This window comes from Microbacterium sp. No. 7 (assembly GCF_001314225.1).
Taxonomy (GTDB): Bacteria; Actinomycetota; Actinomycetes; order Actinomycetales; family Microbacteriaceae; genus Microbacterium.
Map to the genome: position 1 here is coordinate 524,642 of NZ_CP012697.1, position 25,469 is coordinate 550,110.

The window sequence follows — 25,469 nt, forward strand, 5'->3', positions numbered from 1 at the left end:
TGTCCTCTATAGTAGTCACGACGGACCCCGGATGCGAGGAGGCACAATGTCCGGCTCGAAGCGCGAATCGGAGATGATCGTCGCTCCCGCGCAGCGCGATCTCGGAGAGCTCGCCCGGCAGTTGACGGCCTGGCTCCAGGCACGGCTGGGCGTGCGCGAGGTGCGCGTGCGCGACCTCTCCTACCCCCGCGGCGCGGGTCAGTCGCACGAGACGATCCTGTTCTCGGCGGCATGGGACGACGCCGACGGCGCCCACGACCGGGGTCTCGTCGTGCGCATCAAGCCGACGGCCTTCACGGTGTTCTACGACGACCTGTTCGAGGAGCAGTTCCGGCTGATGCGGGTGCTTCACGAGTCCGGCCGCGTGCGCGTCGCCCCGACGCTCTGGCTGGAGGACGACCCCGAGATCCTCGGCGCGCCCTTCTTCGTGATGGAGCGGCTCTCCGGCCGCGTCGCCGTGTCGCATCCGCCCTACACCGACGTGGGCTGGGTCGCCGAGGCGAGCCCCGCCGAACGCGAGCGGCTCTTCCGCAACAGCATCCGCGAGCTTGCCGCGATCTCGTCGATCCCGCTGGACAGCGTCGGCTTCCTCGCCGGGCCCGGCGGCGTCACGGGCATGGAGCAGGAATGGGATCGGTGGACGCGCTTCCTCGACCGCATCGACCGGCACGGGCGCCCCGCGCCCGTGCATCGCCGCGTGTGGGAGAGGCTCAGGGACACGATGCCCGGCAACCGGCCCGCGGGCCTCGTCTGGGGGGACGCGCGCCTCGGCAACGTTATGGTCGACGACGACTTCGAGGTCGTCGCGCTGATGGACTGGGAGCAGCCGTCGCTCGGCGGCGCGCTGCACGACCTGGGCTGGTGGCTCGTCAACCAGCGCACCAAGATCTTCCAGCGCGGCGGCCGGCCGTTCGAGGGCATGCCCGACGCGGAGACCACCGCGGCCCTGTGGCGGGAGCACACCGGCATCCCGACCGACGGGCTGGAATGGTACGAGGCGTTCGCGGGGTTCAAGACCGCGTGTCTCGCCGTGAACATGATCGACCTGCGCGCCGGCGCGGTCGACGAGCGGGGCGTCGCGCAGACCGACCAGCTGCGCGTCGTCCGCGAGCTGACGGGGGTGTGACGGATGCCCGTGTCACAGACCATCAAGCTGCGCGTCCGCTCCGCCGAGCTCGTCGCCGAGGGCGTCCGGCAGCTCGAGCTCGAGTCGATGGCGGGTCTCGACCTGCCGCCGTGGCAGCCGGGCGCGCACATCGAGGTGAGGCTTCCGTCGGGTCTCGTGCGGCACTACTCGCTGTGCGGAGACCCGGCCGACCGCAAGGTCTACCGCATCGCGGTGCTGAGGGAGGCCGCGGGGCGGGGCGGGTCGATCGAGCTGCACGACGCGGTCGCCGCGGGCGACGCGATCGAGGTGCGCACGCCGCGCAACAACTTCGAGCTGCACCCGGCCGGCGGCTACCTCTTCCTCGGCGGCGGCATCGGCGTGACGCCGCTCATCCCGATGATGCGCGAGGCCGACGAGAAGGGCATTCCGTGGCGGCTCGTGTACGGCGGCCGTTCCCGTTCGTCGATGGCGTACGTCACGGCGCTGCAGGCCGAGCACGGCGAGCAGGTCGCGGTCTCGGCCGACGACGCCGAGGGCCGGCCCGACTTCGCCGCCCTGCTCGACGCGCTCGTTCCCGGCACCGCCGTCTACGCGTGCGGTCCGACCCCCATGCTCGACCTGCTCGCCGCGATGGCGGTCGAGCGCGAGCCCGCGGTCGACCTGCACCTGGAGCGCTTCGCGGTCGACGCGGTCGACATCACGGGCGAGCCCTTCGAGGCCGAGCTCACGCGCAGCGGGGTCACGATCGAGGTCGGGTCCGACGAGACCCTGCTCGGCGCCATGCTCCAGCGCGGCCTCAACGCCCCGTACTCGTGCGAGAACGGATACTGCGGAACCTGCGAGGCCGTCGTGCTCGAGGGCGAGCCCGACCATCGGGACACCTATCTGACCGATGACGAGAAGGCGGACGGCTTCACCATGATGATCTGCGTCAGCCGGTGCGCCGGCCGCCGCATCGTCCTGGACCTCTGACCCGAACTGGAAGGACAAGCAATGGCCACATTCGAACACGCGATCGTCCTCGGCGGCAGCGTCGCCGGGCTGCTCGCGGCCACCGCGCTGAGCCCGCACTTCGAGCGGGTGACGATCGTCGACCGCGACGAGCTCCTCGTCGAGGGGCCGGAGGCGCGGCTCGGGCGTCGCGGCGTGCCGCAGTCGAACCAGATCCACCACATGCTGCTGCTGGGCAAGCAGAAGGTCGAGGCGCTGCTGCCCGGCTTCGAGCAGGAGCTCATCGACCTGGGCTGCGAGCGCTACGACGACACCGCCGACTTCGCCCAGTGGGCGGGCGGCGCCTGGCGCATCCGCGTGCCCTCCGAGCTGCAGATCATCGCGTTCCAGCGTCCGCTCTTCGAGTGGGCGCTGCGCCGTCGCGTGCTCGCGCTGCCCAACGTGGTCACGGTCAAGGGCATGGCGGCGGGCCTCCTCGCCGAGGAGGGCGACGCGCGCGTCATCGGCGCGAAGGTGCGCGGCGTCGAGGGCGGCACGCTCACGGGCGACCTCGTCGTCGACGCGACGGGCCGCGGGTCGCGATCGGCCAACTGGATCGAGGACCTCGGCTACGAGAAGCCCGAGGAGCGGCACCTGCGCATCTACATGGGGTACTCGACGTTCACGGCGCGCTTCCCCGAGGGCGTGCTGCCGCACGGGCTGGCGGGCATCATGGTCACCGGCTCGCCCGAGAACCCGCGCGGCGGCTCGATCCGGCCCGCGGGCGGCGGCCTGCACGACGTCGTGGCCTACGGCATGCTCAAGAACTACCCGCCCGACGACTTCGACTCGGTCATGGAGTTCTTCCGCAAGCTCGACAGCCCCCTGATCTCCCAGTACGTCAGCCGGGCCGAGATCCTCAGCGAGGTCGCTCCGTACCAGATGCCCGGCAATCAGCGCCGCATGTGGGAGGACCTGACGCGACGCCCCGAGGGGTTCGTCGTCGTCGGCGACGCCGTGACCTCGTTCAACCCGCGGTACGGGCAGGGCATGACGATGGCCTCGCTCGGCGCGACCGTGCTCGGCGAGCAGCTCGCGGGACGCACCGTGATCGACGGCCTCGCCGACGCGGTGCAGACGGCGCTCGGCCCGTGGGCCGACATGGCGTTCAACCTCGCCTACTCGCTCGACTCGCAGTACCCCGACGCGGAGTACGAGAACCTCGAGCCCCCGTCGGCCCGGGACAAGGCGCGGGCGCGTGCCCTCACGGCGGCGCAGACCGAGGAGGCGCACGTGCTGATCGCCGCGAAGTCGGCGTCGCTGACGATGGACCCGTCGTACATGCAGGCGCCCGACGTCGTCGCGACCATCGACGAGTGGATCGCATCGGGGCGTCGACCCCGGCCGGAGGCCACCGACCCGCTCGAGCCGCCTCGACTGACGCTCGCACCCGCTTCGGCCGCCTGACGGCCGACGGGTTAGCCTGTCCGCATGGCCAAGAAAGACGACGCTTCCCCGACGTTGCGCCGCACGCCGACGCAACGTCGGGGAAGCGGCGCAGAGACGCGCAACAAGCTCCTGATCTCCGCACGTCATCTCGCGGGAACGCGCTCGGTCGCCGACATCACGGTCGAGGCCATCACACACGGTGCCGACGTGTCGCGCGCCGCGTTCTACATGTACTTCGAGAACAAGAGCGACATCTGCCACGAGGTCGCCCAGAACGCGCAGCTGGCGTTCCGCGGGCGCGCGGCCGACTTCACCGTGCACGACGACCTCAGGGAGACGATCGTCGACGGCACGCGCGCGTTCGTGCTCGGCTTCCGGCACGACCGGCCCGGCATGCGGATGCTCTACGACCTCTCGTACGGCGAGCAGAGCATCCGCCGGCTCGTGCACGAGCTGCGCGCCGAGACCTATGCCCGGTGGACCGGCATCCTCGGCGACGCCGTCGCGGCCGGCACGGCGCGGCAGCTCGACGACGTGCCCGGCGTGACGCGCCTGCTCTGCGGCATGATGGAGACCTTCTGCGTGCGCTCGATGCGCACGACGGAGTACCGGGGCACCCGGATGGACGCGCCGCGCGGCGCCGCGCAGGTCGCCGACCTGTGGTGGCGCGCCGTCGCCCCCTGAGACAGCGGCCGGCTCAGGGATCGGCTGTGCGCTCGGAGCCGTGCGCTCCTCAGAGCGTCGCGGCGAACCGCCGCAGCGTCTGCACGAGCAGGTCGGGCGTCTCCAGCGCGGCGAAGTGGGCCCCCGCGGGCATGTCGGCCCAGTACGTGACGTTGTACTCCTCCTCGGTCCAGTGCCGCAGCGCGGGGACGATGTCGTGCGGCCACACCGAGACGCCCGTCGGCGTCGTCACGAAGGGGCGCCGCCCCATGCGCGCCTCGCCGTACCCCGACTGGTAGAAGCGCGCGGCGGAGCCGCCCGTGCGGGTGAACCAGTACAGCGAGGCGGCCGTGAGGACGTCGTCGTCGGCGACTGGGTGACCGGGATCGGTCCACTCGTGGAACTTCTCGCCGACCCAGGCCAGCTGCGCGATCGGCGAGTCGATCAGCATGTACGAGAGCGTCTGCGGGCGCGTCGCCTGCAGCAGCGCGTAGGCGGACATGTCCGCCAGATAGTGCGCCTGCCTGCGCTTGGCGTCGGCCTCCGCCTCGGAGGCCGAGGGCTCGTGCTGGCGCTTCCCCGCCTGGCGCACGCCGCCGAGGTTCAGGTGGATCGCCCGCACGTGCGCGGGGTCGAGCACGGCCAGGTCGGACGAGATGTGGAATCCGAGATCCGCGCCGTGCGCGACGTAGCCGGTGTGGCCGAGCCGTGCCATCAGCTCGGCGAAGGCGCGCGCGATGCGGGCAGAGGTCCAGCCGCGCTCGGTCGTCGGCCCCGAGAAGGCGTAGCCGGGCACCGACGGCACGACGACGTGGAAGGCGACGTCGTCGGACGAGGGGGGCGACGTGAGCGCGTCGATCACGGGCTCGAACTCCGCGAAGGTGCTCGGCCACCCGTGCAGCAGGAGCAGCGGGATCGCGTCCGCGCGCGCCGACGGAGCGACGACGGCGTGGATGCGCTGGCCGTCGATGACGGTCGTGATCTGCCGCCTGCGGTTCAGGCGCTCCTCGACGGCGCGCCAGTCGTAGCCGTCGAGCCAGCGCTCGACGAGACGGTGCATCGCCTGCGGCGTGATCCCGTCGGACCACGCCGCGTCCGCGAGCTCCTCGGTCCAGCGCGCCGACCGCAGCCGGCGGTGCAGGTCGTCGAGCTCCTCGTCGGAGACGGCGATGCGGAACTCCTGCAGCGACGTGTCCGCCGCGGTCGCGTCGGTCATCGTGCCGGCCTCACGCGGGCATGTGGCGGCCGCCGGAGATCACGAGGATCTGACCGGTGATGAACCGCGCGTCGTCGCTCGCGAAGAACACCACGGCGCCCGCGAGGTCCTCGGGCTGGATGGCGCCCTTGATCGGCTGGGCCTCGACGAGGCGTTGCGCGTGCGCGGGGTCGACGGACTTCGAGAACGCCTCGGTGTGCGTGGGCCCGGGGGCGATGGCGTTCACCGTCACGCCCCAGTTGCCGAGCTGTGCCGCGGAGTACTTGGTGAGGCCGTTGACGCCCCACTTCGTCCACGAGTAGCTGAACGAGCGCAGGCCGGTGAACTCGTCGGTCGGGCCGTTGTAGGTGTAGTTGTACGCCGTGCCCGACGACTGGTTGATGACGCGGCCGTAGGGGCTCTTGACCAGGTGCGGCGCCGCGGCCCGCGTGACGAGCCAGACGCTCAGCAGGTTCACGTCCATCATCCGCTTGAGATAGGGGAAGGTGTCGTCCTCGGGCTTCCAGTCACCGAACAGGGCGGCGTTGTTGACGACGATGTCGATGCCGCCGAGACGTTCGGCGACCTCCTCGACCGCGGCGCCGACCGAGTCCTCGTCGGCGACGTCGGTCTTGATCGCGATGACCGTGCCGCGGTCCGACAGCTCCGTCGCCGTCTTCTCGGCGTTGTCGATGTCGAGGTCGAGGATGGCGACGCTGGCGCCCTCGGCCAGCAGCCGCTCCACGTAGGCGCGGCCGATGCCGCGACCGCCTCCGGTCACGATCGCGCGACGACCTTCGAGCTTCATGATGGGTCTCCCTTCGTCAGTGCGGGCGCCTTCGCCCCGTGTGCATCGTCTCCGCGGCGTGCGGCACGGGCGCTGTCCGGCAGCGGCCGGAGCGTGGAGGAGTCCACGCGCGTCGTGCGTGCGAGCCGCTTGTACTCGTCGTGGGACCACGGCCACTGCACGACGTTCGTGCCGCTCGCGGTCTCGTAGAAGTTGTTGCATCCCGACTTCCAGGCCGGCACGTCGCCGATCGCGGCCTGCAGCGTGCGCTGGAAGCCGGCCTCGAACTCGCGCTTGACCTCGATCACGCCGCCGCCGGCGCGCGCGAGGCGCTGCACGTCCTTCGCGATGAACTCCGCCTGGTGTTCGAGCACGACCGAGACGACCGTGCCGTGCGTGTTGGGACCGTACATGATGTAGAAGTTGGGGAAGTCGGGCACCGTGATGCCCAGGTAGGCGTGTGGGTCGCCGTCCCAGGCCTCGTGCAGCGTCGTGCCCCCGCGCCCGGCGACCTCGTAGGTGGAGAGGAAGTCCTGCGCCGTGAAGCCGGTCGTGAGCACGATCGCGTCGACCGGGTGCTCGACGCCCCGGTCGTCGACGACGCCGTTCTCGGTGACCCGCACCACCGAGCGGGTGATCAGCTCCACGTTGGGCTGGAGGAGGGCCGGGTAGAAGGTGCTCGACTGCACGTTGCGCTTGCAGCGCGGCGTGAAGCTCGGCGTGAGCGCCGCGCGCAGGTCGGGGCGGTCGGCGAAGACCTCGTCGATGTAGGCGGTGCCGCGGGCGATGCTCTCCTCCGCGGCGGCCGGGTCGGTCGCGACCTTGAGGCCCTTGTCCATCATCCTGAGCGTCTCGCGGCGCGCGCGGCGGCGACGGCCGAAGCGGTTCAGCCTCTTGCGCTCCGCGGGCGTGTAGTCGCGATCGCCCTTCGGGAAGACCCAGCCCGGCTCGCGCTGGAAGGTGAGCAGCTTCCCGACGATCGGCTGCAGCCCCGGTACGACCTGCGCGGCCGAGGCGCCGGCGCCGACGACCGCGACCGTCTTGCCGGCGAGGTCGACGTCGTCGCGCCACCGTGCGGAGTGGAAGATCGGCCCCGTGAACAGCTCCATGCCGGGCCAGCTCGGGATGTTCGGCACGTTGAGCATGCCGACGGCGCTCACGACGACGTCGAACCAGTGCCGTTCGCCGTCGTCGGTCACGACGAGATGCTGCAGGCGCTGCTCGTCCCATTCGACGCGATCGACGCCGATGCCGAAGCGGATGCGGTCGCGGAAGCCGTAGTCGTCGATCACCTCGTCGACGTAGGCCTGGATCTCGGCCTGTGTCGCGTGGGTGCGCGACCAGTCGTGCAGCTTGAACGAGTACGAGTAGAGCGCCGACGGCACGTCGCACTCGGCGCCGGGGTAGCGGTTGTCCCACCACGTGCCGCCCGCGCCGGCCGACTTCTCGAAGATCGTGAACGTGCCGATGCGGCGCTTCGTGAGATTCACGGCGGCGGCGACGCCGCCCAGGCCGGCGCCGATGATCGCGACGGACGGCGTCGCGCTGTTCTTCCGAGACATGGGCTACCTCATTGGATCCGTATCGGGTGGGTGCTGACACCATTATTACCTGAATCTGACGCCAGTGTCACATATTTACGCCGCGTCCCGTTCGAGGTAGCCTGAAAAGAGTCAGATCAATTGGATGATTTAGACGGAACCACAGCAAGGAGATTCGCATGGACAATGGTGTTCTCAAGCGACTGAGGGTCGTCGGCGGCATCGCGGCCGTCGTCGGCGCGCTGGCCCTGGGCGGGTGCGGCTCGCCCGCGGAGGAGCCGGCCGAGCCCGCGGCCGGGCCGCAGAGCCTGGAGGAGCTGATCGCCGCGGCCGAGGCCGAGGGCGAGCTCACGTGGTACACGGGCACGCCGCCGAGCACGATCGAGAAGGTCGTCGAGGCCTTCGAGGCGACGTATGACATCCGCGTGAACGCGACGCGCCTGCCCAGCGGTGACATCGCACAGCGCTTCCAGGCCGAGATCGCCGCCGACAACGTGCAGGTCGACGTGATGTCGACCGTCGACCAGGGCTTCTTCGGCGACATGAACGACGCGGGCAACCTCGCGTCGCTCCCCGACCTGGCCCGGGGCGAGGTGGACGATGCGCAGTTCCTGCTCGGCGACTACGGCGTCGTCGTCACGGTCGGGGTGCCCGCGTTCGGGTACAACACGTCGGTGATGGGCGACTTCACCCTCGACACGTGGCAGGACCTGCTCGACGAGCGCGTCGACGGGCAGCTCATCCTCGTCGACCCGCGCGGATCGCAGGCGTGGGCGCAGATGTGGCACGTCGCGCTGAACCACCCCGACCTCGGCCCCGATTTCCTCGAGAAGGTCGGCCAGCAGGGCCACCAGGTCGTCAACAGCGGCGCGCCCGGCGCGGAGCTGCTGGGCGCCGGCGAGGGCGGCGTGCTCGTCGCCAACATCCCCGGCGTGTTCGACGCGGCCAAGCAGGCGGGCGCGCCGATCGAGTACATGGTGCCGGAGGACCCCTTCTACGGCATCTTCACGTGGGCCGTCGTCACCGCCGACGCGCCGCACCCGAACGCCGCGGCGCTCTTCCTGAACTTCCTCGCGAGCGAGGAGGGGTCGCAGGTCTACAACACGGCCGACCGGGGCATCTCGCCGCTGGGCGACCTCGACGGCACCTGGCCGACGCCGGCCGGCGGCATCGAGCAGCCCCCGACCCCCGACGAGCTGAGCGCGTCCCTGGAGGAGATCCTCACCCTCCTGCAGATCCGCTGACCGCCTGATCCCCGCCCCTCGCCCCCACCCCCCGCCCCGCGAGAGTGCATCGGGCGGCCGAGAGTGCAGAAGCCAGCTGCGCTCTCGGCCGCCCGATGCGTTCTCGGCCACGGGATGCACTCTCGCGGGGCGGGGGAAGGGTGGGGGATGCTGTCAGAGGGGGGCGAGGCGGCCGCGGGTCGGGGACCACTCGTGGGCGGTGATGCTCGAGACGTAGCCGGCGCGGTTGTAGGGGTCTTCCGCGAGGATGCGCAGCGCCTCGGCGGCATCCGCCGCGTTGAGGAGGAACAGGATGTCGACGGATGCCTCGCCGAGCCGGCCCACGGCGAGCAGGGTGCCCGCCTCTTCGAGCCCTCCGATGAACGCGAGGTGCTGATCGAGGATCTCCTTGCGGGCCTCGACGGTGGCGGGGTCATAGCTGTAGGTGGCGACGACGGCCATGGGGTTCTCCTTCTGTCTGGTGTGTGGGTCGTGCGGATCTGTCGGTCGTGCGGGGAGGGCGGCGCGGTCACCCGCGCAGGGCGCGTTCGAGCGCCTCGAGCGCGTCGCGCTCGAACTGGCGCGTGCGCGGCGTGCGCGGCGACCCGCCGAAGGCGCCGTGCGCGACGCCCGGGTACACGTGCAGCTCGGTGGGCACGCCGGCGCGCAGGAGTGCATGCGCGAACGCGATGTCCTCGTCGACGAAGCCGTCGACCTGTCCCACGGCGACGAAGGCGGGCGCGACGCCCGTGAGGTCGCGCGCCCGCGCGGGCGCCGCCGTCTCCGGCACGGGCGAGATACCGCTCAGGTAGGCGCTCCATGCGAGCGCGTTGGCGTCGGCGTTCCACAGCCGGGCATCGGTGATCGCCCTCATCGACGGCGTGGGGCGGTTGTCGATCATGGGGGAGACGAGCAGCTGCAGCGCAGGCTGCGGCCGACCCAGATCGCGCAGCCGCAGGCACAGCGCGGCGGCGAGGCCCGCACCCGCGCTGCTGCCGCCGACGACGATCCGTTCGGTGTCGATGCCGAGTCCGGCGTCGTCGTCGTTGATCGCGTCCCAGGCGGCGTGCGCGTCGGTGAGCCCGGCGGGATAGGGATGCTCGGGGGCGAGGCGCCAGTCGATCGAGACGGCGACGATGCCGAGCCGCGCGACGATCGCGTCGAGGCGGGCGTCGGCTCCGTCGAGCGTGCCCATGACGTAGCCGCCGCCGTGCATCCAGAGGAGGCACGGGGCGGGGCCGGTCGCGCCGGCGGTGCGATAGACGCGCACCCGCACCGGGTGTGCCGTGCCGAGCGTGATGTCGGTGCGCTCGACGCGCGGGTGCGACGGACGGGCGGCGGGGGCGGGGAGGGATCCGCGCAGCGCGGCGATGCTCGTGGTGTCCCAGCGCGGCGCGGCCGCGAGGGCGGCGGCCGTCTCGGGCTCGAGGAGCTCGAGGAGTGGACTCGGCGCAGGCATCGAACCTCCCTGTTCGGGCGCGCGGACGGCGCGCTCCTTCATTATAGTTATATGATTGTGCTGTAAAAGTTCCCTGCGGTGTCGTGGCGATGCGGCATCGTGCAGATCCCGGCAGCGCCGCCGACGGCGCCGACGACGACGAGGAGTGCAGACATGGTCGTGAGCGCGGAGTTCGAGGCCGCCGTCGAGAGCGTGAGCAACTGGGGGCGCTGGGGCGCCGACGACCAGCGCGGGACGCTCAACCTCATCACGGAGGAGACCCGGCGGGCGGGGCTGGCCGCCGTCAAGGACGGCACGGCGTTCAACCTCGCGATGGAGCTCGGCCTCAACGGCCCCCAGGACGGCAGCGGCGTCCGCGGACGGGTGAACCCCATTCGCACGATGCTCGCGATCAATGACGGCTGGTCGGACGACCCCGACTACGTGCGGTGGAGCGACGACATCGTCGTGACGCCCATCCAGGCCGCGACCCACTGGGACGCCCTGTCGCACGTGAGCTGGCGCGGCACGATGTACAACGGCATCCCCGCCTCGGCGGTCACGACCGCGGGCGCGACCAAGCTCGGCATTGACACGTGGGGGACGCTCGTCTCGCACGGCGTGCTGCTCGACGTCGCGCGGCACACGGGCGTCGACCGCGTCGCGGGCGGTGTGGAGATCACCGGCGACATGCTCGAGGATGCGCTGCAGGCCAGCGGCGCCCGGCTGCTGCCCGGCTCGGTCGCGCTGATCCGCACGGGCCAGGTCAGCGTCTTCTTCGCGGGCAAGGTGCACGAGTACCACAAGGACGGCGCCGGCCTGGGCATCTCCGCGGCCCGCTGGTTCCACGAGCACGACCTGGGCGCCGTGGCGATCGACAACACGACGTTCGACCTGCTCCCGAGCAAGGAGCCCGGCGTGATGCTGCCCGCGCACATCCTGGACCTCGTCATGATGGGCATGCCGCAGGGGCAGAACTTCGTGCTGGAGGAGCTCGCCGACGCGTGCGCCGCCGACGGGCGCTACGAGTTCCTCATCGACGCGACGCCCGCGCGCTTCGAGCAGTCGACCGGAGGCTTCGTCACGCCCGTCGTGCTCCGGTGAGCCGTGCGGGCGGTGCGGACGGTGGTCTCAGTCGACGAACCGGCGACGCAGCCGCGCGTGCAGCGCATCGGTGAGCCCCGCCGCCCGCAGGCGGCCGACGACGCCCTCGGCCTCGTCGAGCCGGCGCAGCGCCATGCTCATGATCTCGGCCTCGGCGCCGAGGGCGGGCGCGCCCGCCGGTGGCTGGGGGCGGTCGACGCCCAGGATGCCGTCGACGACCGGCCGCAGGCGTGCGCGCGTCGCGTCGAGCGCCACGGACGTGCGCGCGTAGTCGTCGGCGATCACCTCGTGCGTGGCCCCGAGCACGCGCAGCAGCGCGGCCGCGAAGACGCCCGTGCGATCCTTGCCCGCCGAGCAGTGGAACAGCGTCGTGCCGGGTGCGTCGACCGCGATGCGGAAGCCCTGGACGAGCTGCGGGGCGCGCTCGCGGAACAGCTCCGCGTACCACGCGGCCATGTCGTCGGGGCGCGCGCCGCGCAGGCGCGCGATCGCGAGCGCCTCGGGCACCGCCATCCGATCGGTCAGGGGCAGGTGATGGTACGCGACCGCGGTGCGCGCGAGGGCGCCGCGCCCCGTGAAGGCCGCCTCCTCGGGCGAGCGCAGGTCGATGACGGTCGTCAGGCCGCGGCGCACGAGCCCGTCGATCTCGTCGTCGGGTGAGAGCGAGGGGTCGTCGGCGCGCCACAGCAGCCCGGCTCGGAGCCGGCCGCCCGAGACCGGCAGCCCGCCGAGGTCGCGGAGGTTGGTCAGCGGCGACGGCGCCGGGCGTGCGGGCGGAACGGGGGAGGATTCGTTCGGCATGACTCCACGGTAGGGCGAAACCGAACAAACAGCTATTTGAGTTATCTGAATAAACGAATGGTCTATAGTGGACCCGTATCGAAGCATCGACGTTGAGGCAGGCGAGCACATGCTCAAGACAGAATTCACCGAAGCCTTCGGAGTGCGTCACCCCGTGCTGTGCGGGGGGATGACCGGGCTCGGCACGGCTCCGCTGATCTCCGCCGTGGCGAACGCGGGGGCCCTCGGATTCCTCACGGCGCTCACGCAGCCGAGCCCCGAGGCGCTCGCCGAGGAGATCCGCCGCACCCAGGAGCTCACCGACCAGCCGTTCGGCGTGAACCTCACGATCCTGCCGACGATTCAGCCGGTGCCGTACGACGAGTACCGCGCGGCGATCATCGAGTCGGGCGTCAAGATCGTCGAGACCGCCGGCTCCAGCCCCGCGCCGCACATGAGCGACTTCACGGCCGCCGGCGTCAAGGTCATCCACAAGGCCACGAGCGTGCGGCACGCGATCTCCGCCGCCGAGAAGGGCGTCGACGCCATCAGCATCGACGGCTTCGAGTGCGCCGGCCACCCCGGCGAGGACGACGTCCCCGGACTCGTGCTCATCCCCGCCGCGGTGCGTGCGCTGGACATCCCCGTGATCGCGAGCGGCGGCATCGCCACCGGCGCCGGCCTCGTCGCGGCGCTCGCGCTCGGGGCGTGCGCCGCGAACATGGGCACGCGCTTCATCGCGACCGCCGAGGCCCCGATCCACGAGAACGTCAAGCAGCAGATCGTCGCCAACAGCGAGCTGGACACCGTCATCGTCTTCCGCCAGTTCCACAACAGCGCGCGGGTCGCGCGCAACTCGATCTCGGAGCAGATCGCCGAGATCAGCAGGCGTCCCGGCGCGACCTTCGCCGATGTCGCGACGCTCGCGAGCGGCGCGCGCGGCCGCGACCGGGTGCTGCAGAACGGAGACATGGAGGACGGCATGTGGTGGGCGAGCCAGGCGCAGGGGCTCATCCATGACGTCGACACGGTGCAGAACGTCGTCGACCGCATCATCGCCGACGCCGAGGAGATCATCACGCAGCGCCTGCGGAATATGGCACGCTGAAGAAGAGCCGGAAGGACGACGCATGGCTGCGAGCGCAGAGTACGAGACGATACTCTTCGAGCTGACCGGCGACAGGGTCGCCACGATCACCCTGAACCGCCCCGAGGCGATGAACAGCTTCAACGAGCGGATGTGCGAGGAGTTCGCCGACGTCTGGGAGCGCGTGCGCCTGGACGACGACGTGCACGCCGTCGTGCTGCGCGCCGCCGGCGAGCGCGCCTTCTGCACCGGCATCGACGTCAAGCAGGGCATCCCCAAGCCCGCCAACCGCTTCTCACAGGTCGACCCGGGCATCTACCTGGGTCCCAAGGCGCGTCAGGTGTGGAAGCCCGTGATCTGCGCCGTGCACGGCATGGCCGCGGGCGGGGCGTTCTACTGGCTGAACGAGGCCGACGTCGTGATCTGCTCCGACGACGCGACCTTCTTCGACCCCCATGTCACGTACGGCATGGTCGCCGCGCTCGAGCCGATCGGGCTGAGCCGGCGGATCTCGCTCGGCGAGACCCTCAGGATCGCGCTCATGGGCCTGGAGGAGCGGGTGACGGCCGAGACGGCCCTGCGCATCGGCCTCGTGACCGAGGTGACCGAGCGCGCCGCGCTCTGGGATCGCGCCCACGAGATCGCGGCCGCGATCGCGCGCAACCCTCCCGGGGCGACGCAGGGGACGGTGCGCGCCGTCTGGGAGTCGCTGGACGTCGGCCGCTCCGCCGCTCTGGCGCGCGGGCTCGCCTACACCCAGATCGGCAGCCCGGACGGCATCCGCGCCGTCGACCGCTCGTCGGCGCAGCGGCCCGTGTCACGAATGAGGTGAGACCCCATGGACTATCGGAACCTCCTCGTCGACTCCCCTGTCCCGCACGTGCTGCGCGTGACCCTCAACCGTCCGCGCGTCGCGAACGCGCTCAGCCACGCCCTGATGAGCGAGCTGCGCGATGTCGTGGAGCGGATCCGGCACGACACCGGCATCCACGCGTGGATCCTCACGGGCGCGCCGCGGGAGGACGGCCGGCCGTGCTTCAGCGCCGGCGCCGACATGAAGGAGGCGATGTCGCCCGACGCCCCGCCCCGTTTCCCGGGCGCCGAGCTCGCCAACGCGATCGACGACCTGCTCACCCCGTCGATCGCGGTGATCGACGGGGTCTGCACGACCGGCGCGCTCGAGCTGGCCCTCGCGTTCGACCTGCGCCTCGCCTCGGATCGCGCGAGGCTGACCGATCAGCACATGGAGCGCTCGGGGCTCGCGATGGGTGCGTGGGGCCTCGCCGCCCGGATGAGCCGCCTCGTCGGCGTCGACAAGACGAAGGAGCTGCTGCTGCTCAGCGAGGAGGTGTCGGGCACCGAGGCCGAGCGCATCGGCCTCGTCAACCGCGTGTATCCCGCCGACGAGCTCATGGACGCCGCGCTCGCGATCGCGGGGCGCATCGCGGGCATGCCCCGCCGCGGCGTGCGTGCGACCCTCGGCTACCTGGGCACGCAGGCCGACATGTCCAAGCACGACGCGATCCGCTGGGCGGAGCTCACGCCCGAGTACATGGGTCTCACCCTGAGGCCCTTCAAGGACGCCGCCAGCCGCTTCTTCAACCGGAGGCAGGGCGACGGCGGCGCCGAGGACGCCGCGGAGGGCTCCTCGCCGACCGCCGGCTGACCATGGCGAGATCGCGTCCCGCGCGTCCGGGACTCATCCTCGGCGTCCTCGCCAGCGGCGGCACGGTCGTCGCGCTGCAGTTCACCCTCGTCGTCCCGCCGCTCGCGCAGATCGGCCACGACCTCGGCGTCGGCGCCGACGACGCGTCGTGGATCGTGACCGCGACGCTGCTGTCGAGCGCGGTCGGCACCCCCATCGTCACGCGGCTGGCGGACCTCCACGGCAAGCGCCGGCTCCTGCTCGTCACGCTCCTCTGCCTCTTCCTCGGCTCCCTCATCGCTGCCGTCGGCGCGACGTTCCCCCTCGTCGTGCTCGGCCGGGCGATCTCGGGGGTCGCGATCGCGCTCATGCCGATCGGCATCAGCATCCTGCGCGACCAGTCGGCGTCGGGGCGGATCGGCGGCGCCGTCGCGCTCATGAGCGCGACGATGGCGATCGGCAACTCGCTCGCGCTGCCGCTGTCGGGACTCATCGTCGAGTACCTCGACTGGCGCATGCTGTTCTGGATCATGTGCGGGCTCGGCGTCGCGATGTCCGCCGCCGTCTGGTGGGTCGTGCCCGCCGACCGCGGCTACGCGACCGACGCGCGGTTCGACGTGCTCGGGGCCGTCGTGCTGTCGGTCGTGCTCGTCGCCGCCCTGCTCGTGATCTCGAAGGGCTCGACGTGGGGATGGACGAGCCCGCTCACGATCGCGTGCGGCATCCTCGCGCTCGTGCTGTTCGCCCTGTGGGTGCCGTGGGAGCTGCGTGTCAGCCAGCCCATGGTCGACCTGCGCACCGCCGTGATCCGGCCCGTGCTGCTCACGAACACGGCGACCTTCTTCGTCGCGATCGCGATGTTCACCAACATGCTCATGACCACGCAGGTCGTTCAGGTGCCCGTCGAGCTCGGGGGCCTCGGCGGTACGCCCCTGCAGGGCGGTCTCGCGATGGTGCCGTCGACGGTCGCGATGATCGCCGTCGCGCCCCTCTCGGGCCGCCTGCTCGACCGGTTCGGCGGGCGCCCGATGCTGTTCGGCGGGGCGGCGCTGCTCGTCGCCGCCTACCTGCTGCGGCTGTTCTGGCACGACTCCGCCGTCGCGGTCGTCGTGGGCGCGACCATCGTCGGGCTCGGCAGCGCGCTCGCCTTCTCGGCCACGCCCGTGCTCATCATGAGCGCCGTGCCTCTCACGCAGACGGCGTCGGCGAACGGCATCAACGCCCTCGTGCGCTCGTTCGGCACCGCGACGTGCAGCGGCCTCGCCGCCCTGTTCTCGGTGACGTTCGCGGTGTCCGACGGGCGGGACTCGTATCCCGGGCCGATCGCGTTCGACGCCGTCTTCCTCGTCGCCGCCGGCACCGCCGCCGTCGCGGCGGCGATCGCCTTCGCTCTGCCCCGCGGCGTGCCGCGCCAGGACGACGCGGGCGGCGCCGGGCTCGTCCCCGTGCACGGGTGCATCCGCTCGCTCGACCACGCCCGCCTCGACCGCCCCGCCGTCGTGCACGTGCTCACGCCGGACGGGCAGTCGGCCGACTGGGCGCGCGCCGACAACGACGGACGCTACTCGGTGGTGGTGCCGGGCCCGGGGCGCTACGTGCTCGTCGCGAACGCGTCCGGCTGGTCGCCCCGCACGGTCGTCGTGGACATCGCCGCCGATCAGCAGCCCGTCGACATCGACATGCTCGTGCCGCTGTCGATCACCGGCGCGGTCAGCGACGCGGGCGAGCCGGTGAGCGGGGCCCGCGTCGTGCTGTACGGCGCCGGCGGCGTGTTCACGGACGCCACCGACACGGGCGACGACGGCACCTACGAACTGCCGCTGCCGCCGATGGGCAACTACGTCGTCACGACGATCTCGCCGGGCGGCGACTGGGCCGAGTCGAGGAAGCTGGCCGTCGGCCTGCGGCGGGAGCGCGTGGACCTCGCGCGCGCCGGCGACCGAGAGGAACGGGGAGAGGGCACATGCGTGTCGGACTGAACATCGTGCCGGTGCGCGCAGCCGCCGTCGTGGCTGCCGGCCGCGCTGCGGAGGCCGCGGGGTATGCATCGGCCTGGCTGGGGGAGCACCTGCTCATGCCGGCCCGGCTGGAGTCGGACTATCTCGCCGGCGCGGGCACGCAGCCGTTCGACCTGAGCACGCCCATGCTCGATCCGCTGCTCGTGCTGAGCCAGGTCAGCGGCGTGACGGAACGCATCCGGCTCGGGGTGGGCGTCTATCTGGTGCCCCTGCGGCATCCCCTGCTCACCGCCAAGCTCGTCGCGACGCTCGACGCGCTGTCGGGTGGACGCCTCGACCTCGGCTTCGGCACCGGCTGGATGCGCGAGGAGTTCGACGCCGTCGGCGCGCCCTTCGAGACGCGCGGGGCCATGCTCGACGAGATGCTCGGGGTCATCGCGACGCTGCTGACGCAGTCGCGGCCGCACGTGTCGACGGAGCACTTCCGCGTGCCGGAGATCGCCTTCGAGCCCAAGCCCGCGGGATCCCGGATCATCGGCGGCGGCTACGCGCCCGTCGCGCGGCGCCGCGCAGCGGGCTGGGACGGCTGGTACGGCCGGCTCGACCGGCTGCACCCGAGCACGAACGGCGTGGGCGGCTGGGACATCGGCGCCGTGACCGCCTTCTGCCGGGCGATGCGCGAGCGCGTGCACGCGGCCGGGCGCGACGCGGGGGCGTTCGCGATCATCGGTGCGCTGTCGTCGACGGCGACCCGCGAGGAGCTCGAGGAGCTCGCCGCCGCCGGCGTCGACGAGGTCGTCGTGAACCCGTTCCCCAAGCGCGAGGGCCGGCACGTGGGCGTCACCGAGAGCGTCGACGTCGTGCACGAGTACGCCGCGGGCATCGCCCTCGGCGCCGCCTGACGCCCTCGGCCTCCGCGGGTGGCCTCGGCCGACGGCCGGGTACCGGCACCCCGGGTGCGCGGCGTCCCGGCTTCCCCCGTTCACAATTCAGGAGATCCGGGCCGGATGGGGCCGTGCGCCCGCCCGGGCGGCCAGTTCTCCTGAATTGTGAACGCCGTCGGGCGGACGGTGTCGGGCGGACGGTGTCGGGCGGGCGGGGCGGGTCAGTCCGCGAGGAACTCGCCGGGCTGGTACGGCTCGCCGACGAGGCGCCGGCGCAGCGTGTCGCCGCCGTCGATGCCGATGTGCGCGCCCGTGAGATAGGCGGCGTAGGGCGAGACGAGATAGGCCACGAGCCAGCCGAGCTCGCGCGGTTCGCCGAGCCGCATCGCGGGCACGTGCCCGGCGGCTGCGTCGGGCCGCACGCCCTCGAAGGGGCCGACCGACACGGTGTTGACGCGGATGTCGCGCGGCGCCCACTCCGCGGCGAGCGAGCGGGCCGCCGAGCACAGCGACGACTGGGCGGCCGCCGGTCCCGCGAAGCCCGGCGCGCCGGTGACGGCGGCCGAGGAGACGATCGAGACGATCGCCGCACCGCGGTCGCCCGCGGCGCGCGCGACCGCGAGGATCGCGTTGTAGGGCACCGTGAGGTCGCGTTCGACGACCCGCGCGACGCTCTCCGCGTCGAGGTCGTCGGCGCGCGCCGGGGCCGTGGTGCTCGGGACCGTGACGAGGATGTGCGGCGCGAGCTCCGCGATCCGCGCCGCCGCGGCCGCGCCGTCGCCGGGCAGCTCGGTCCGCACGGATGCGCCGACGGCCGCGAGGGCCTCGTGCACGGCCGACGCGAGGGGGCCCTCGCCGAGCACGACGGCGCCGAGGCCGTCGAGGGCGTCGGCGCGGAGCATGCTCTCGTACGACTGGGGCGGGCGGGGAAGGCCCGTCGGTGTGGTCACCACAGGGAGCTCCTTTCACGGGGCGCGACGTAGACGTCGCCGTCCTGGGTGCGCCGCAGGCTCTCGCCGCCGTCGATGAAGACGTTCTGGCCGGTCACGAACGACGCGTAGGGCGAGGCGAGGAAGGCGACGAGCCAGCCGTACTCGTGGATGCGTCCCGTGCGGCCGGCCGGGATCGTCCGTCCCACGACCTCGTCGCCCTCCTCGGGTGATTTCGCGGTCACCGATCCGCCGTGCGGGAAGAACCCGGCGACGGCGGAGTTGACCCGGATGCCGTCGGCGGCCCATTCGGCGGCCAGGGTCTGCGTGAGGCTCGCGACGGCGGCCTTCGCGGAGCACGACGCGGCGGCGCCCGGCAGTCCCTGGAACTGGTACTGCGCGCCGTTGTTGACGATCGCGCCGCGCGTGAGGCCGGCCGCGACGTAGCGCCGGTAGAACTCCCGGCAGGCGTGGAAGGTGCCGAAGTAGGCGATGCGCGCGACGGCGCTGAAGCCGTTCGGGCTCACCTCGCCCGACAGCGCCGGGAAGTTGGCGCCCGCGTTGTTGGCCAGCAGCGACACGGGCCCCAGCGCGTCTTCGACGCGGTCGAACGCGGCGGCCAGCTCGTCGCCCTGGCGCACGTCGGCGCTCGCGGCGGCGGTCTCGGCGCCGGTCTCGTCGCGCAGCCGCGCGGCCGCGGCCTCGACGCGCTCGAGGGTGCGCCCGAGCAGGGCGACCGAGGCGCCGCAGGCGGCGAGGGCGCGCGCCGACTCGTAGCCGAGGCCGGATCCGCCGCCGGTCACGAGCGCGACGGCGCCCGAGAGCGTGTCGGCGGGCAGCATCGCGTCCGATGCGCCGGGGGGCAGTCGCAGGGCCATGCGGACTCCTTCCTGTGCGGGGCGCGGCTCAGCCGGCGTCGGCGCCGAGCGCGCCGATCACGTCGGCCGTCGTCGTGACGGTGGCCAGCAGCCGGTAGATGTTCTCGAGGAGGAAGTCGCCGACCTCGGCGGTCGCCGCGGCGGCCGCGTCGGCGGGCAGCACGACCTGGAAGCCGCGGTTGATCGCCTCGATCGTGCTGCCGAGCAGGGCGACGTTGAGGGAGACGCCCGTGAGCACGACGGTCTCGACGCCGAGGCCCCGCAGCAGTCCCTCGAGCTCGGTGCCGTGGAAGGCGGTCATGCCGATGTGGCGCGGCACGACGAGATCGCCCTCCTCGGGCGCGACGGCCGGGTTGATCTCGACCGCGGGCTGCCCGACGGTCAGCGGGCGCTTGGCGATGGATGTCGTCAGCAGGCTGTTGCGCGACCATCCCGCGAACCCGGGGAACGGTGTGACGATCGCGTGCAGCACGGGCAGCCCGGCGGCGCGGAAGGCCGTGGCGAGCTCGGCGATGTGGCCGAGCACGCCACGCGCGTCGACCTGCTCGACCAGCGGCGCGTTCGTGGAGAACTCGGGGTCGGTCATGCCGTTCTGGCACTCGACGACGACGAGCGCGGCCCGCTTGCCGGGCTCCAGCCCGCGCACGGGGACGGTGCTCATGCCGTCGCCTGGATCGGGTCGAGGATCTCCAGGCCCTTGAGGTCGTCGTTGTCGCGCCACTCCTGCAGCAGCGCGAAGAAGGCCGTCGGCGCGCCCGCGTAGTTCGCGTTCGACAGCGAGCGCTCATCGAGGCGGCCCTCGTTGTTCCAGCGGCTCGGCGTGCACTCCTCGAGGAAGGCCGAGCTGAGGCGTGCGCCCTCCTGGATCGTGCGCACCCACTCGGCCTCCGCCTCGGACGAGACGTCGAAGGCGCGGATGCCGCGTTCGACGGCGGTGCTGAGGAGGTAGGCCGTGTGGTCGGCGTTCTCCTCGATGTGGTGCACGAAGTTGACCGACGCCGACGACTGCGCGTTGTTGACGGGGGCGATGACGAGGTTGGGGAAGCCGCGGCTCAGCATGCCGTGCAGCGTCGAGATGCCGCCGCGCCACTTCTCCGAGAGGCGCACGCCGTCGCGGCCGACGACGTCGAATCCGACGCGGTCGGTGTAGAGCGTCTCCTGGTCGAACCCGGTCGCGAACACGAGGCAGTCCACCTCGTACTCGGTGCCGCCGACGACCACGCCCGTCTCGGTGATGCGGTCGATGCCGAGGCCCTGGGAGTCGACGAGCGTGACGTTGTCGCGGTTGAAGGTCTCCAGGTACTCGTCGTGGAAGCACGGGCGCTTGCACATGTACCGGTAGTAGGGCTTGAGCGCCTCGGCGGTCCGGGGGTCCTTGACGACCTCGTCGATCCGGTGGCGGATCTCCTCCATCCGCTCGAGGTCGGCGAGCTCGCGCGCCTCGGCGAGCTTCTCCGGCGGCACGTCGTCGAAGGCCGGGTTGGACATCGTCTTGCGGTAGAGCTGCGTCCAGCCGTCGTCGACGTGGTCGACGGTCTCGCGCTGGCTGCTGATGATGCGGGTGAAGTTGTCGCGCCACTCCTTCTGCCAGCCCGGCGGCAGCGCGTTCATCTTCTCGTGGTCGGTGAGAGCGTTGCCACGGACGCCGATGGTCGAGGGCGTGCGCTGGAACACGTAGAGGTGCTTCGCGGCCTCGCCGAGCGGCGGGACGATCTGCACGGACGTCGCCCCGGTGCCGATGACACCGACGCGGGTGTCGCCGAGCTTGTCGAGGAACTCGTGCGCCGCTCCGCCCGTGTAGTCGTAGTCCCATCGGCTGGTGTGGAACATCTTGCCCGCGAACGTCTCGATGCCGGGGATCGCGGGGAGCTTCGGGTTGGCGAACGAGCCGTTGCAGATGACGACGTACGGGGCCGTCACGACGTCGGAGCGGTCGGTCTCCACGATCCAGCGGGCGCTGTCCTCGTCCCACGTCAGGCCGGTGACGCCGGTCTGGAAGAGCGCGAGGTCGTAGAGGTCGAAGTGGCGCGCGAACTTCTGCGCGTACGCGAAGATCTCCTCGGCGTACGAGTACTTGCGCTCGGGCATGTACCCCACCTCTTCGAGGAGGGGGAGGTAGATGTACGACTGCACGTCGCACATCGCGCCCGGATAGCGGTTCCAGTACCAGACGCCCGCGACGTCGCCGGCCTTCTCGATGATGCGGATGCGGCGGAAGCCGGCGTTGCGCAGCTTCGCGGCGGTCAGGAGTCCCGCCCAGCCGGCCCCGATGACGACGACGTCGACGTCGTCGCTGACGGCCTCGCGCGGCTGCCACTCGGTGTACGGATCGTCCAGATAGCGGCCGAACTCGCCCGACAGGTCGAGGTTCGCGTCGCGGTCCTCCTTCAGCAGGCGGCGGTCGCGCTCCTCGCGGTACTTGGCGCGGACCGCTTCGAGATCGGGCGTCTCGTCCGTACGGTTGTGCTCAGTCATCATCGACGGCGATCCTTTCATCGGAAAATCTGGTCAAATAATATCACTATACGAGGCCCGTGCGATCCGCCGCGAGCGGGTCGAGCACCGCGAGCGGGTCGGCGGATGCGGGCTGCACCTGCACGCACACATGATCGGCGCCGGCGCCCAGATGGTCGCGCACCGCCCGGGCGATCGCCGCGGCGTCGCCGTGCGCGACGATCGCGTCGACCAGCGCGTCGCTGCCCTCGCCGGCGACGTCGTGCTCCGAGAACCCCGCGCGCCTCATCGAGGTCGTGTAGTTGCTCATGCCGAGGTAGCGCGCGAGGAACCGGCGGGCGGCGTCGCGGCCGCTTCCGGCATCCGGATCGAGCAGCACGGTCTGCTCGGGCGCGACGAGCGCGCCGGGGCCGAGCGTCGCTCGCGCCGCGCTCGTCTGGGCGGCGGTGGTCAGATAGGGGATGGTGCCCGCGCTGCGCGATCGCGCGATCGCGCTCATGCGCGGCCCGAGCGCCGACAGCACGCGGGCGCCGGCCGGCACGTCGCGCTCGTCGAGCACGTCGAGGTAGCGCGACATCGCCTCGAGCGGGCGGATGCGCCCCGGCACGGCCTCGCGATGCCCCGAGCCGATGCCCAGGATCAGCCGCTCGGGGAACCGCTGCGTGACGCGATGGTACGCGTCGGCGAGCTCGGCGGCGTCGGCCAGCCAGATGTTGACGACGCTCGTGCCGACGATCAGCCGCTCGCTCGTCTCGAGGAGCCGTTCGACGGCCGCCAGGTCGGCCGGCGGCGAGCCGCCGAGCCAGAGCGTGCGGTAGCCGAGCTCCTCCACGGCGGGCGCGAGCCCAGGGTCCGTGTCGCGCAGCGACCGCCACACGCCGACGGCGCCGAGTCGTTCCGTCCACGACATGGCCGCTCCTCCTGGTCCGCTCGTCTCGCCCGGCCCTCGGCTCACTCGGGCCGCAGCGGCTGGAGGGCCGTCTCGAGCAGCGCGTCGGCCCAGCGGGCCGCGTCGACCTGCGCGACGAACGCGCGCACGTCGGGTCCGTCGTAGACGCCCAGCTCGTCGAAGACGATCCCGTTCCAGCGGTCGCGGGCGGCCTCGAAGGCGCCGACGTCGGCGCCCGTGTCGCCGATCTCGGCGAGCAGGCGCTCGTTCGTCTCCGTGATGACGGCGCGGGCGTCGGCGCCGAACTCCTCGAATCCGCCGCCGGCGGCCTCGAGGGCGTCGGCGAGCTGCGCGACGCGCGTGGCCGCGGCCGGGACGTCGACGGCGAGCAGCACGTCGAGGCGGTCGAACAGCAGCTGCCGTGCGACGAGGGGCAGGTCGTCCCACACGCTGCCCGCGACGAACGACGACGACGTCGTCGTGAGCGAGACCTGGGTGTCGGCGATGCCGTACGGCACGAGCGGCTCGAGGCCGCCCGCCTGGGTGGCCTGCGGGCTCGTGGCCGCGCAGTCGATGACGCCGCGCTCGAGCGCCTCGTACTGATCGGTGAAGGGCATCGAGACCGCGTTCATGCCGAGCGCCTGCACCTGCGCGGTCTTGCCGTAGCCGCTCACCGACGCGGAGCGCCCGCTGAAGTCGGCCAGCGTCGTGCCCGGCTCGCTGCAGACGAGGATCGTCGTCGAGCTCGCGGGCATCGCCGGGACGAGGGGGTGGATGCCCTCGTCGGTGAACTCCTGCACGAGGGCGTCGTCGTCGGCGACGACCTGTGACATCCATCCCGACGAGACGAGCGTCTCGGCGGGGCGGCTGCCGACGATGATCGACGCGTCGGAGACCGCGGAGTTCAGGGGGAAGACCTCGGGCGTGTAGCTGGGGAGGAGGAGGCCGATGTCGAGGCGGCCGTCGCGGTACGCTGCCGCCCACTGCGACGCGTCGGGGACGAAGGCGTTCGCCTCGCCGATCTCGACCGTGATCTTTCCGTCCGACCATTCCTCGAGGGCCTCCGCGTACGCGATGCGGCCCTTGTTGCCCTCGCCGCCGGGGCCCTGATCGACCTGCATGCGCAGCGTGATGGGCTCGACGTCCTCGAACGCGGCCCGGTACTCCTCGATCGTCGCTCCGAAGGACACGCCGGACGCGTCGTCGGGCGTGTCGCCGCCGTCGCCCGCGTTCGAGCACGATGCGAGGGCGAGGGCTCCCGCGAGGGCGAGAGCGGTCAGTGCGGCCGCTCGGGTCGCTGTGCGATGCATGATGCCTCCGGTCCGGGTGCCGACCGGATCTCGATCGGCGGGATCATTAAACAGGTATATCAGATAGATGTTTGTGAGAGGGTGGGGTAGCGTCGGGGATGACGCCTGTCAGCTGCACGAGGGAGGGCCGCGCCGGTGGACGAGAGCACGGGGTTCGGGCCCGAGGACGACCGCTATCACGAGCTGCCCGACGACCACTGGCAGACCGAGACCAACTGGTGGTCGCTCAACGTGCCCGAGCGCCGCATCGGGCTGTGGCTGCACGCCGCCCGGCATCCCGCCCGGGGGACGGTCGACTGGCGCGTCTTCGCGTGGGACCCCGCGGGCGCCGATCCCGGACGGCTGCTGTACTACCGCAAGGCCGCCGCCGTGCCGCTGCCGGACGACGCCGACCTCCGCGACATCCGCTTCCCCGCCGGCGGCTACGGCGTGCGGATGCTCGAGCCGCTCACGAGCTACGAGCTCACCTACTCCGACCCCGAGGCGCGCTTCGGGCTCGACGTGCGGTTCGACGGCGTGCATCCGCCGCGCCGGTTCCCCCCGGGCGTCGCGCCGATGTTCGACAACGTGCACCTCGACCAGCTCGGCCGGATCACGGGCGAGCTCACCGTGCGCGGCGAGCGGATCGCCGTCGACTGCCATTCGGTGCGCGATCGCACGTGGGGGCCGCGCAAGGGCCACCACTCGCACGGCGACGCCTCCGCCGCCCCGCGCGAGCACGCCGTGAGGAATCCCGGCGGGCCGCTCTGGCGCGAGATCGAGAGGCAGGGCGGGCGCGGGCGGATCCAGTACGTCTTCGGGCACGTCGACGGGAGCACGGGCTTCCTGGGCTTCCTGCGCGTGCCGCACGGGGACGTCTCGGGATGGACGCCCATGACCGTCGGGTGGCTGCTGCGCGACGGAGGGCTCCGCCCGCTCGACGGGGCGGCCAGTCGCGCGCTCGTGCTCCGCGACCCCGTCACGGGGTGGACCTCCCACATCCTCCTCGACCTCCGCGACGCCGACGGCCGGCGGATGGAGGCCGAGGGCCACGCCGTGAGCTGGATGTGCGAGAACCAGACCGGCGCGAACGCGCTCCTGCGGTGGGACGTCGACGGCCGGGTCGCGTGGGGCGAGGACCAGGACGGCTGGCGTCCCGCGCACTGGCGGGCGATGCTCGACGCGCTGCGCGCGCACACGCGGTGAGGTCGCGCCCGCGGGGCGGGCGCGACCTCACC

Annotated in this window: 24 protein-coding genes; 12 read left to right on the forward strand and 12 right to left on the reverse strand. The window is 72.0% G+C overall.

What is annotated here, in order from left to right:
• Positions 1–46: 46 nt before the first annotated feature.
• From AOA12_RS02350 to AOA12_RS02365, 4 genes are read left to right on the forward strand one after another with little or no spacing between them, the layout of a single operon-like run.
• Positions 47–1,126: a phosphotransferase family protein gene (locus AOA12_RS02350; protein ID WP_197281037.1), complete on the forward strand. Its 1,080-nt coding sequence runs from the start codon at positions 47–49 to the stop codon at positions 1,124–1,126.
• Between the two features lie 9 nt (positions 1,127–1,135).
• Entirely contained in the window at positions 1,136–2,080 is a 945-nt protein-coding gene (locus tag AOA12_RS02355; protein WP_197281039.1) for a PDR/VanB family oxidoreductase, read from the forward strand.
• 21 nt (positions 2,081–2,101) lie between these two features.
• Complete coding sequence (locus tag AOA12_RS02360; RefSeq protein ID WP_054679622.1) at positions 2,102–3,505, forward strand: FAD-dependent oxidoreductase; 1,404 nt, start codon at positions 2,102–2,104, stop codon at positions 3,503–3,505.
• A 24-nt stretch (positions 3,506–3,529) separates the two neighbouring features.
• Positions 3,530–4,171 carry a TetR/AcrR family transcriptional regulator gene (locus AOA12_RS02365; RefSeq protein ID WP_054679625.1) on the forward strand — a complete coding sequence of 214 codons (642 nt, stop codon included), beginning with the start codon at positions 3,530–3,532 and terminating at the stop codon, positions 4,169–4,171.
• Positions 4,172–4,220: 49 nt separating this feature from the next.
• On the opposite strand, the gene AOA12_RS02370 is transcribed toward AOA12_RS02365, so the two are convergent.
• The 3 genes from AOA12_RS02370 to AOA12_RS02380 are packed head-to-tail and all read right to left on the reverse strand — an operon-like array spanning position 4,221 to position 7,694.
• Positions 4,221–5,366 (reverse strand): epoxide hydrolase family protein, encoded by a 1,146-nt coding sequence (locus tag AOA12_RS02370; RefSeq protein ID WP_054679628.1) that lies wholly within the window; start codon positions 5,364–5,366, stop codon positions 4,221–4,223.
• A gap of 10 nt (positions 5,367–5,376) precedes the next feature.
• The gene (locus tag AOA12_RS02375) at positions 5,377–6,153 is read right to left on the reverse strand and encodes an SDR family NAD(P)-dependent oxidoreductase (RefSeq protein ID WP_054679631.1); all 777 of its coding nucleotides are present in this window, start codon (positions 6,151–6,153) and stop codon (positions 5,377–5,379) included.
• A complete protein-coding gene (locus AOA12_RS02380; RefSeq protein ID WP_054679634.1) occupies positions 6,150–7,694 on the reverse strand; it encodes a flavin-containing monooxygenase in 1,545 nt (514 codons plus the stop codon). Before AOA12_RS02380 ends, AOA12_RS02375 begins: the two co-directional genes overlap by 4 nt.
• 158 nt (positions 7,695–7,852) lie before the next feature.
• Here AOA12_RS02380 and AOA12_RS02385 point away from each other — a divergent pair, with 158 nt between their 5' ends.
• Positions 7,853–8,917, forward strand: coding sequence for an ABC transporter substrate-binding protein (locus tag AOA12_RS02385; protein ID WP_054679637.1), 1,065 nt, complete (start codon positions 7,853–7,855; stop codon positions 8,915–8,917).
• 153 nt (positions 8,918–9,070) lie between these two features.
• On the opposite strand, the gene AOA12_RS02390 is transcribed toward AOA12_RS02385, so the two are convergent.
• Both AOA12_RS02390 and AOA12_RS02395 read right to left on the reverse strand, forming a co-directional pair.
• Positions 9,071–9,358, reverse strand: a complete 288-nt coding sequence (locus tag AOA12_RS02390; protein ID WP_054679641.1) for a YciI family protein — start codon at positions 9,356–9,358, stop codon at positions 9,071–9,073.
• A gap of 67 nt (positions 9,359–9,425) precedes the next feature.
• Entirely contained in the window at positions 9,426–10,355 is a 930-nt protein-coding gene (locus tag AOA12_RS02395; protein ID WP_054686751.1) for an alpha/beta hydrolase, read from the reverse strand.
• 153 nt (positions 10,356–10,508) lie between these two features.
• Between AOA12_RS02395 and AOA12_RS02400 the strand changes: the two genes are divergently transcribed.
• Positions 10,509–11,438 (forward strand): cyclase family protein, encoded by a 930-nt coding sequence (locus AOA12_RS02400; protein WP_054679643.1) that lies wholly within the window; start codon positions 10,509–10,511, stop codon positions 11,436–11,438.
• A 27-nt stretch (positions 11,439–11,465) separates the two neighbouring features.
• On the opposite strand, the gene AOA12_RS02405 is transcribed toward AOA12_RS02400, so the two are convergent.
• The gene (locus AOA12_RS02405; RefSeq protein WP_054679646.1) at positions 11,466–12,239 is read right to left on the reverse strand and encodes a tyrosine-protein phosphatase; all 774 of its coding nucleotides are present in this window, start codon (positions 12,237–12,239) and stop codon (positions 11,466–11,468) included.
• 109 nt (positions 12,240–12,348) lie between these two features.
• Between AOA12_RS02405 and AOA12_RS02410 the strand changes: the two genes are divergently transcribed.
• From AOA12_RS02410 to AOA12_RS02430, 5 genes are read left to right on the forward strand one after another with little or no spacing between them, the layout of a single operon-like run.
• Positions 12,349–13,326 carry an NAD(P)H-dependent flavin oxidoreductase gene (locus AOA12_RS02410; RefSeq protein ID WP_054686752.1) on the forward strand — a complete coding sequence of 326 codons (978 nt, stop codon included), beginning with the start codon at positions 12,349–12,351 and terminating at the stop codon, positions 13,324–13,326.
• Positions 13,327–13,348: 22 nt separating this feature from the next.
• Complete coding sequence (locus AOA12_RS02415) at positions 13,349–14,137, forward strand: enoyl-CoA hydratase/isomerase family protein (protein WP_054679649.1); 789 nt, start codon at positions 13,349–13,351, stop codon at positions 14,135–14,137.
• 6 nt (positions 14,138–14,143) lie between these two features.
• Positions 14,144–14,971, forward strand: a complete 828-nt coding sequence (locus AOA12_RS02420) for an enoyl-CoA hydratase/isomerase family protein (protein ID WP_054679652.1) — start codon at positions 14,144–14,146, stop codon at positions 14,969–14,971.
• A 2-nt stretch (positions 14,972–14,973) separates the two neighbouring features.
• On the forward strand, positions 14,974–16,929 hold the full coding sequence (locus AOA12_RS02425) for an MFS transporter (RefSeq protein ID WP_054679655.1): 1,956 nt from the start codon (positions 14,974–14,976) through the stop codon (positions 16,927–16,929).
• Positions 16,914–17,810 carry a TIGR03619 family F420-dependent LLM class oxidoreductase gene (locus AOA12_RS02430; RefSeq protein ID WP_054679658.1) on the forward strand — a complete coding sequence of 299 codons (897 nt, stop codon included), beginning with the start codon at positions 16,914–16,916 and terminating at the stop codon, positions 17,808–17,810. The genes AOA12_RS02425 and AOA12_RS02430 overlap by 16 nt, the downstream gene beginning before the upstream one ends.
• 203 nt (positions 17,811–18,013) lie before the next feature.
• Here AOA12_RS02430 and AOA12_RS02435 read toward each other — a convergent pair whose 3' ends face one another.
• The 6 genes from AOA12_RS02435 to AOA12_RS02460 are packed head-to-tail and all read right to left on the reverse strand — an operon-like array spanning position 18,014 to position 24,252.
• A complete protein-coding gene (locus AOA12_RS02435) occupies positions 18,014–18,742 on the reverse strand; it encodes an SDR family oxidoreductase (RefSeq protein ID WP_156366363.1) in 729 nt (242 codons plus the stop codon).
• Entirely contained in the window at positions 18,739–19,599 is an 861-nt protein-coding gene (locus tag AOA12_RS02440; protein WP_082405870.1) for an SDR family oxidoreductase, read from the reverse strand. The genes AOA12_RS02435 and AOA12_RS02440 overlap by 4 nt, the downstream gene beginning before the upstream one ends.
• A gap of 28 nt (positions 19,600–19,627) precedes the next feature.
• On the reverse strand, positions 19,628–20,260 hold the full coding sequence (locus AOA12_RS02445) for a cysteine hydrolase family protein (protein WP_054679665.1): 633 nt from the start codon (positions 20,258–20,260) through the stop codon (positions 19,628–19,630).
• Positions 20,257–22,077: a flavin-containing monooxygenase gene (locus tag AOA12_RS02450; RefSeq protein ID WP_054679668.1), complete on the reverse strand. Its 1,821-nt coding sequence runs from the start codon at positions 22,075–22,077 to the stop codon at positions 20,257–20,259. The genes AOA12_RS02445 and AOA12_RS02450 overlap by 4 nt, the downstream gene beginning before the upstream one ends.
• Positions 22,078–22,120: 43 nt before the next feature.
• A complete protein-coding gene (locus AOA12_RS02455; protein ID WP_054679671.1) occupies positions 22,121–22,963 on the reverse strand; it encodes a TIGR03620 family F420-dependent LLM class oxidoreductase in 843 nt (280 codons plus the stop codon).
• Positions 22,964–23,004: 41 nt separating this feature from the next.
• Positions 23,005–24,252, reverse strand: a complete 1,248-nt coding sequence (locus AOA12_RS02460) for a hypothetical protein (RefSeq protein ID WP_054679674.1) — start codon at positions 24,250–24,252, stop codon at positions 23,005–23,007.
• A 135-nt stretch (positions 24,253–24,387) separates the two neighbouring features.
• Here AOA12_RS02460 and AOA12_RS02465 point away from each other — a divergent pair, with 135 nt between their 5' ends.
• Positions 24,388–25,437 carry a DUF7065 domain-containing protein gene (locus AOA12_RS02465; protein ID WP_197281040.1) on the forward strand — a complete coding sequence of 350 codons (1,050 nt, stop codon included), beginning with the start codon at positions 24,388–24,390 and terminating at the stop codon, positions 25,435–25,437.
• Positions 25,438–25,469 lie beyond the last annotated feature (32 nt).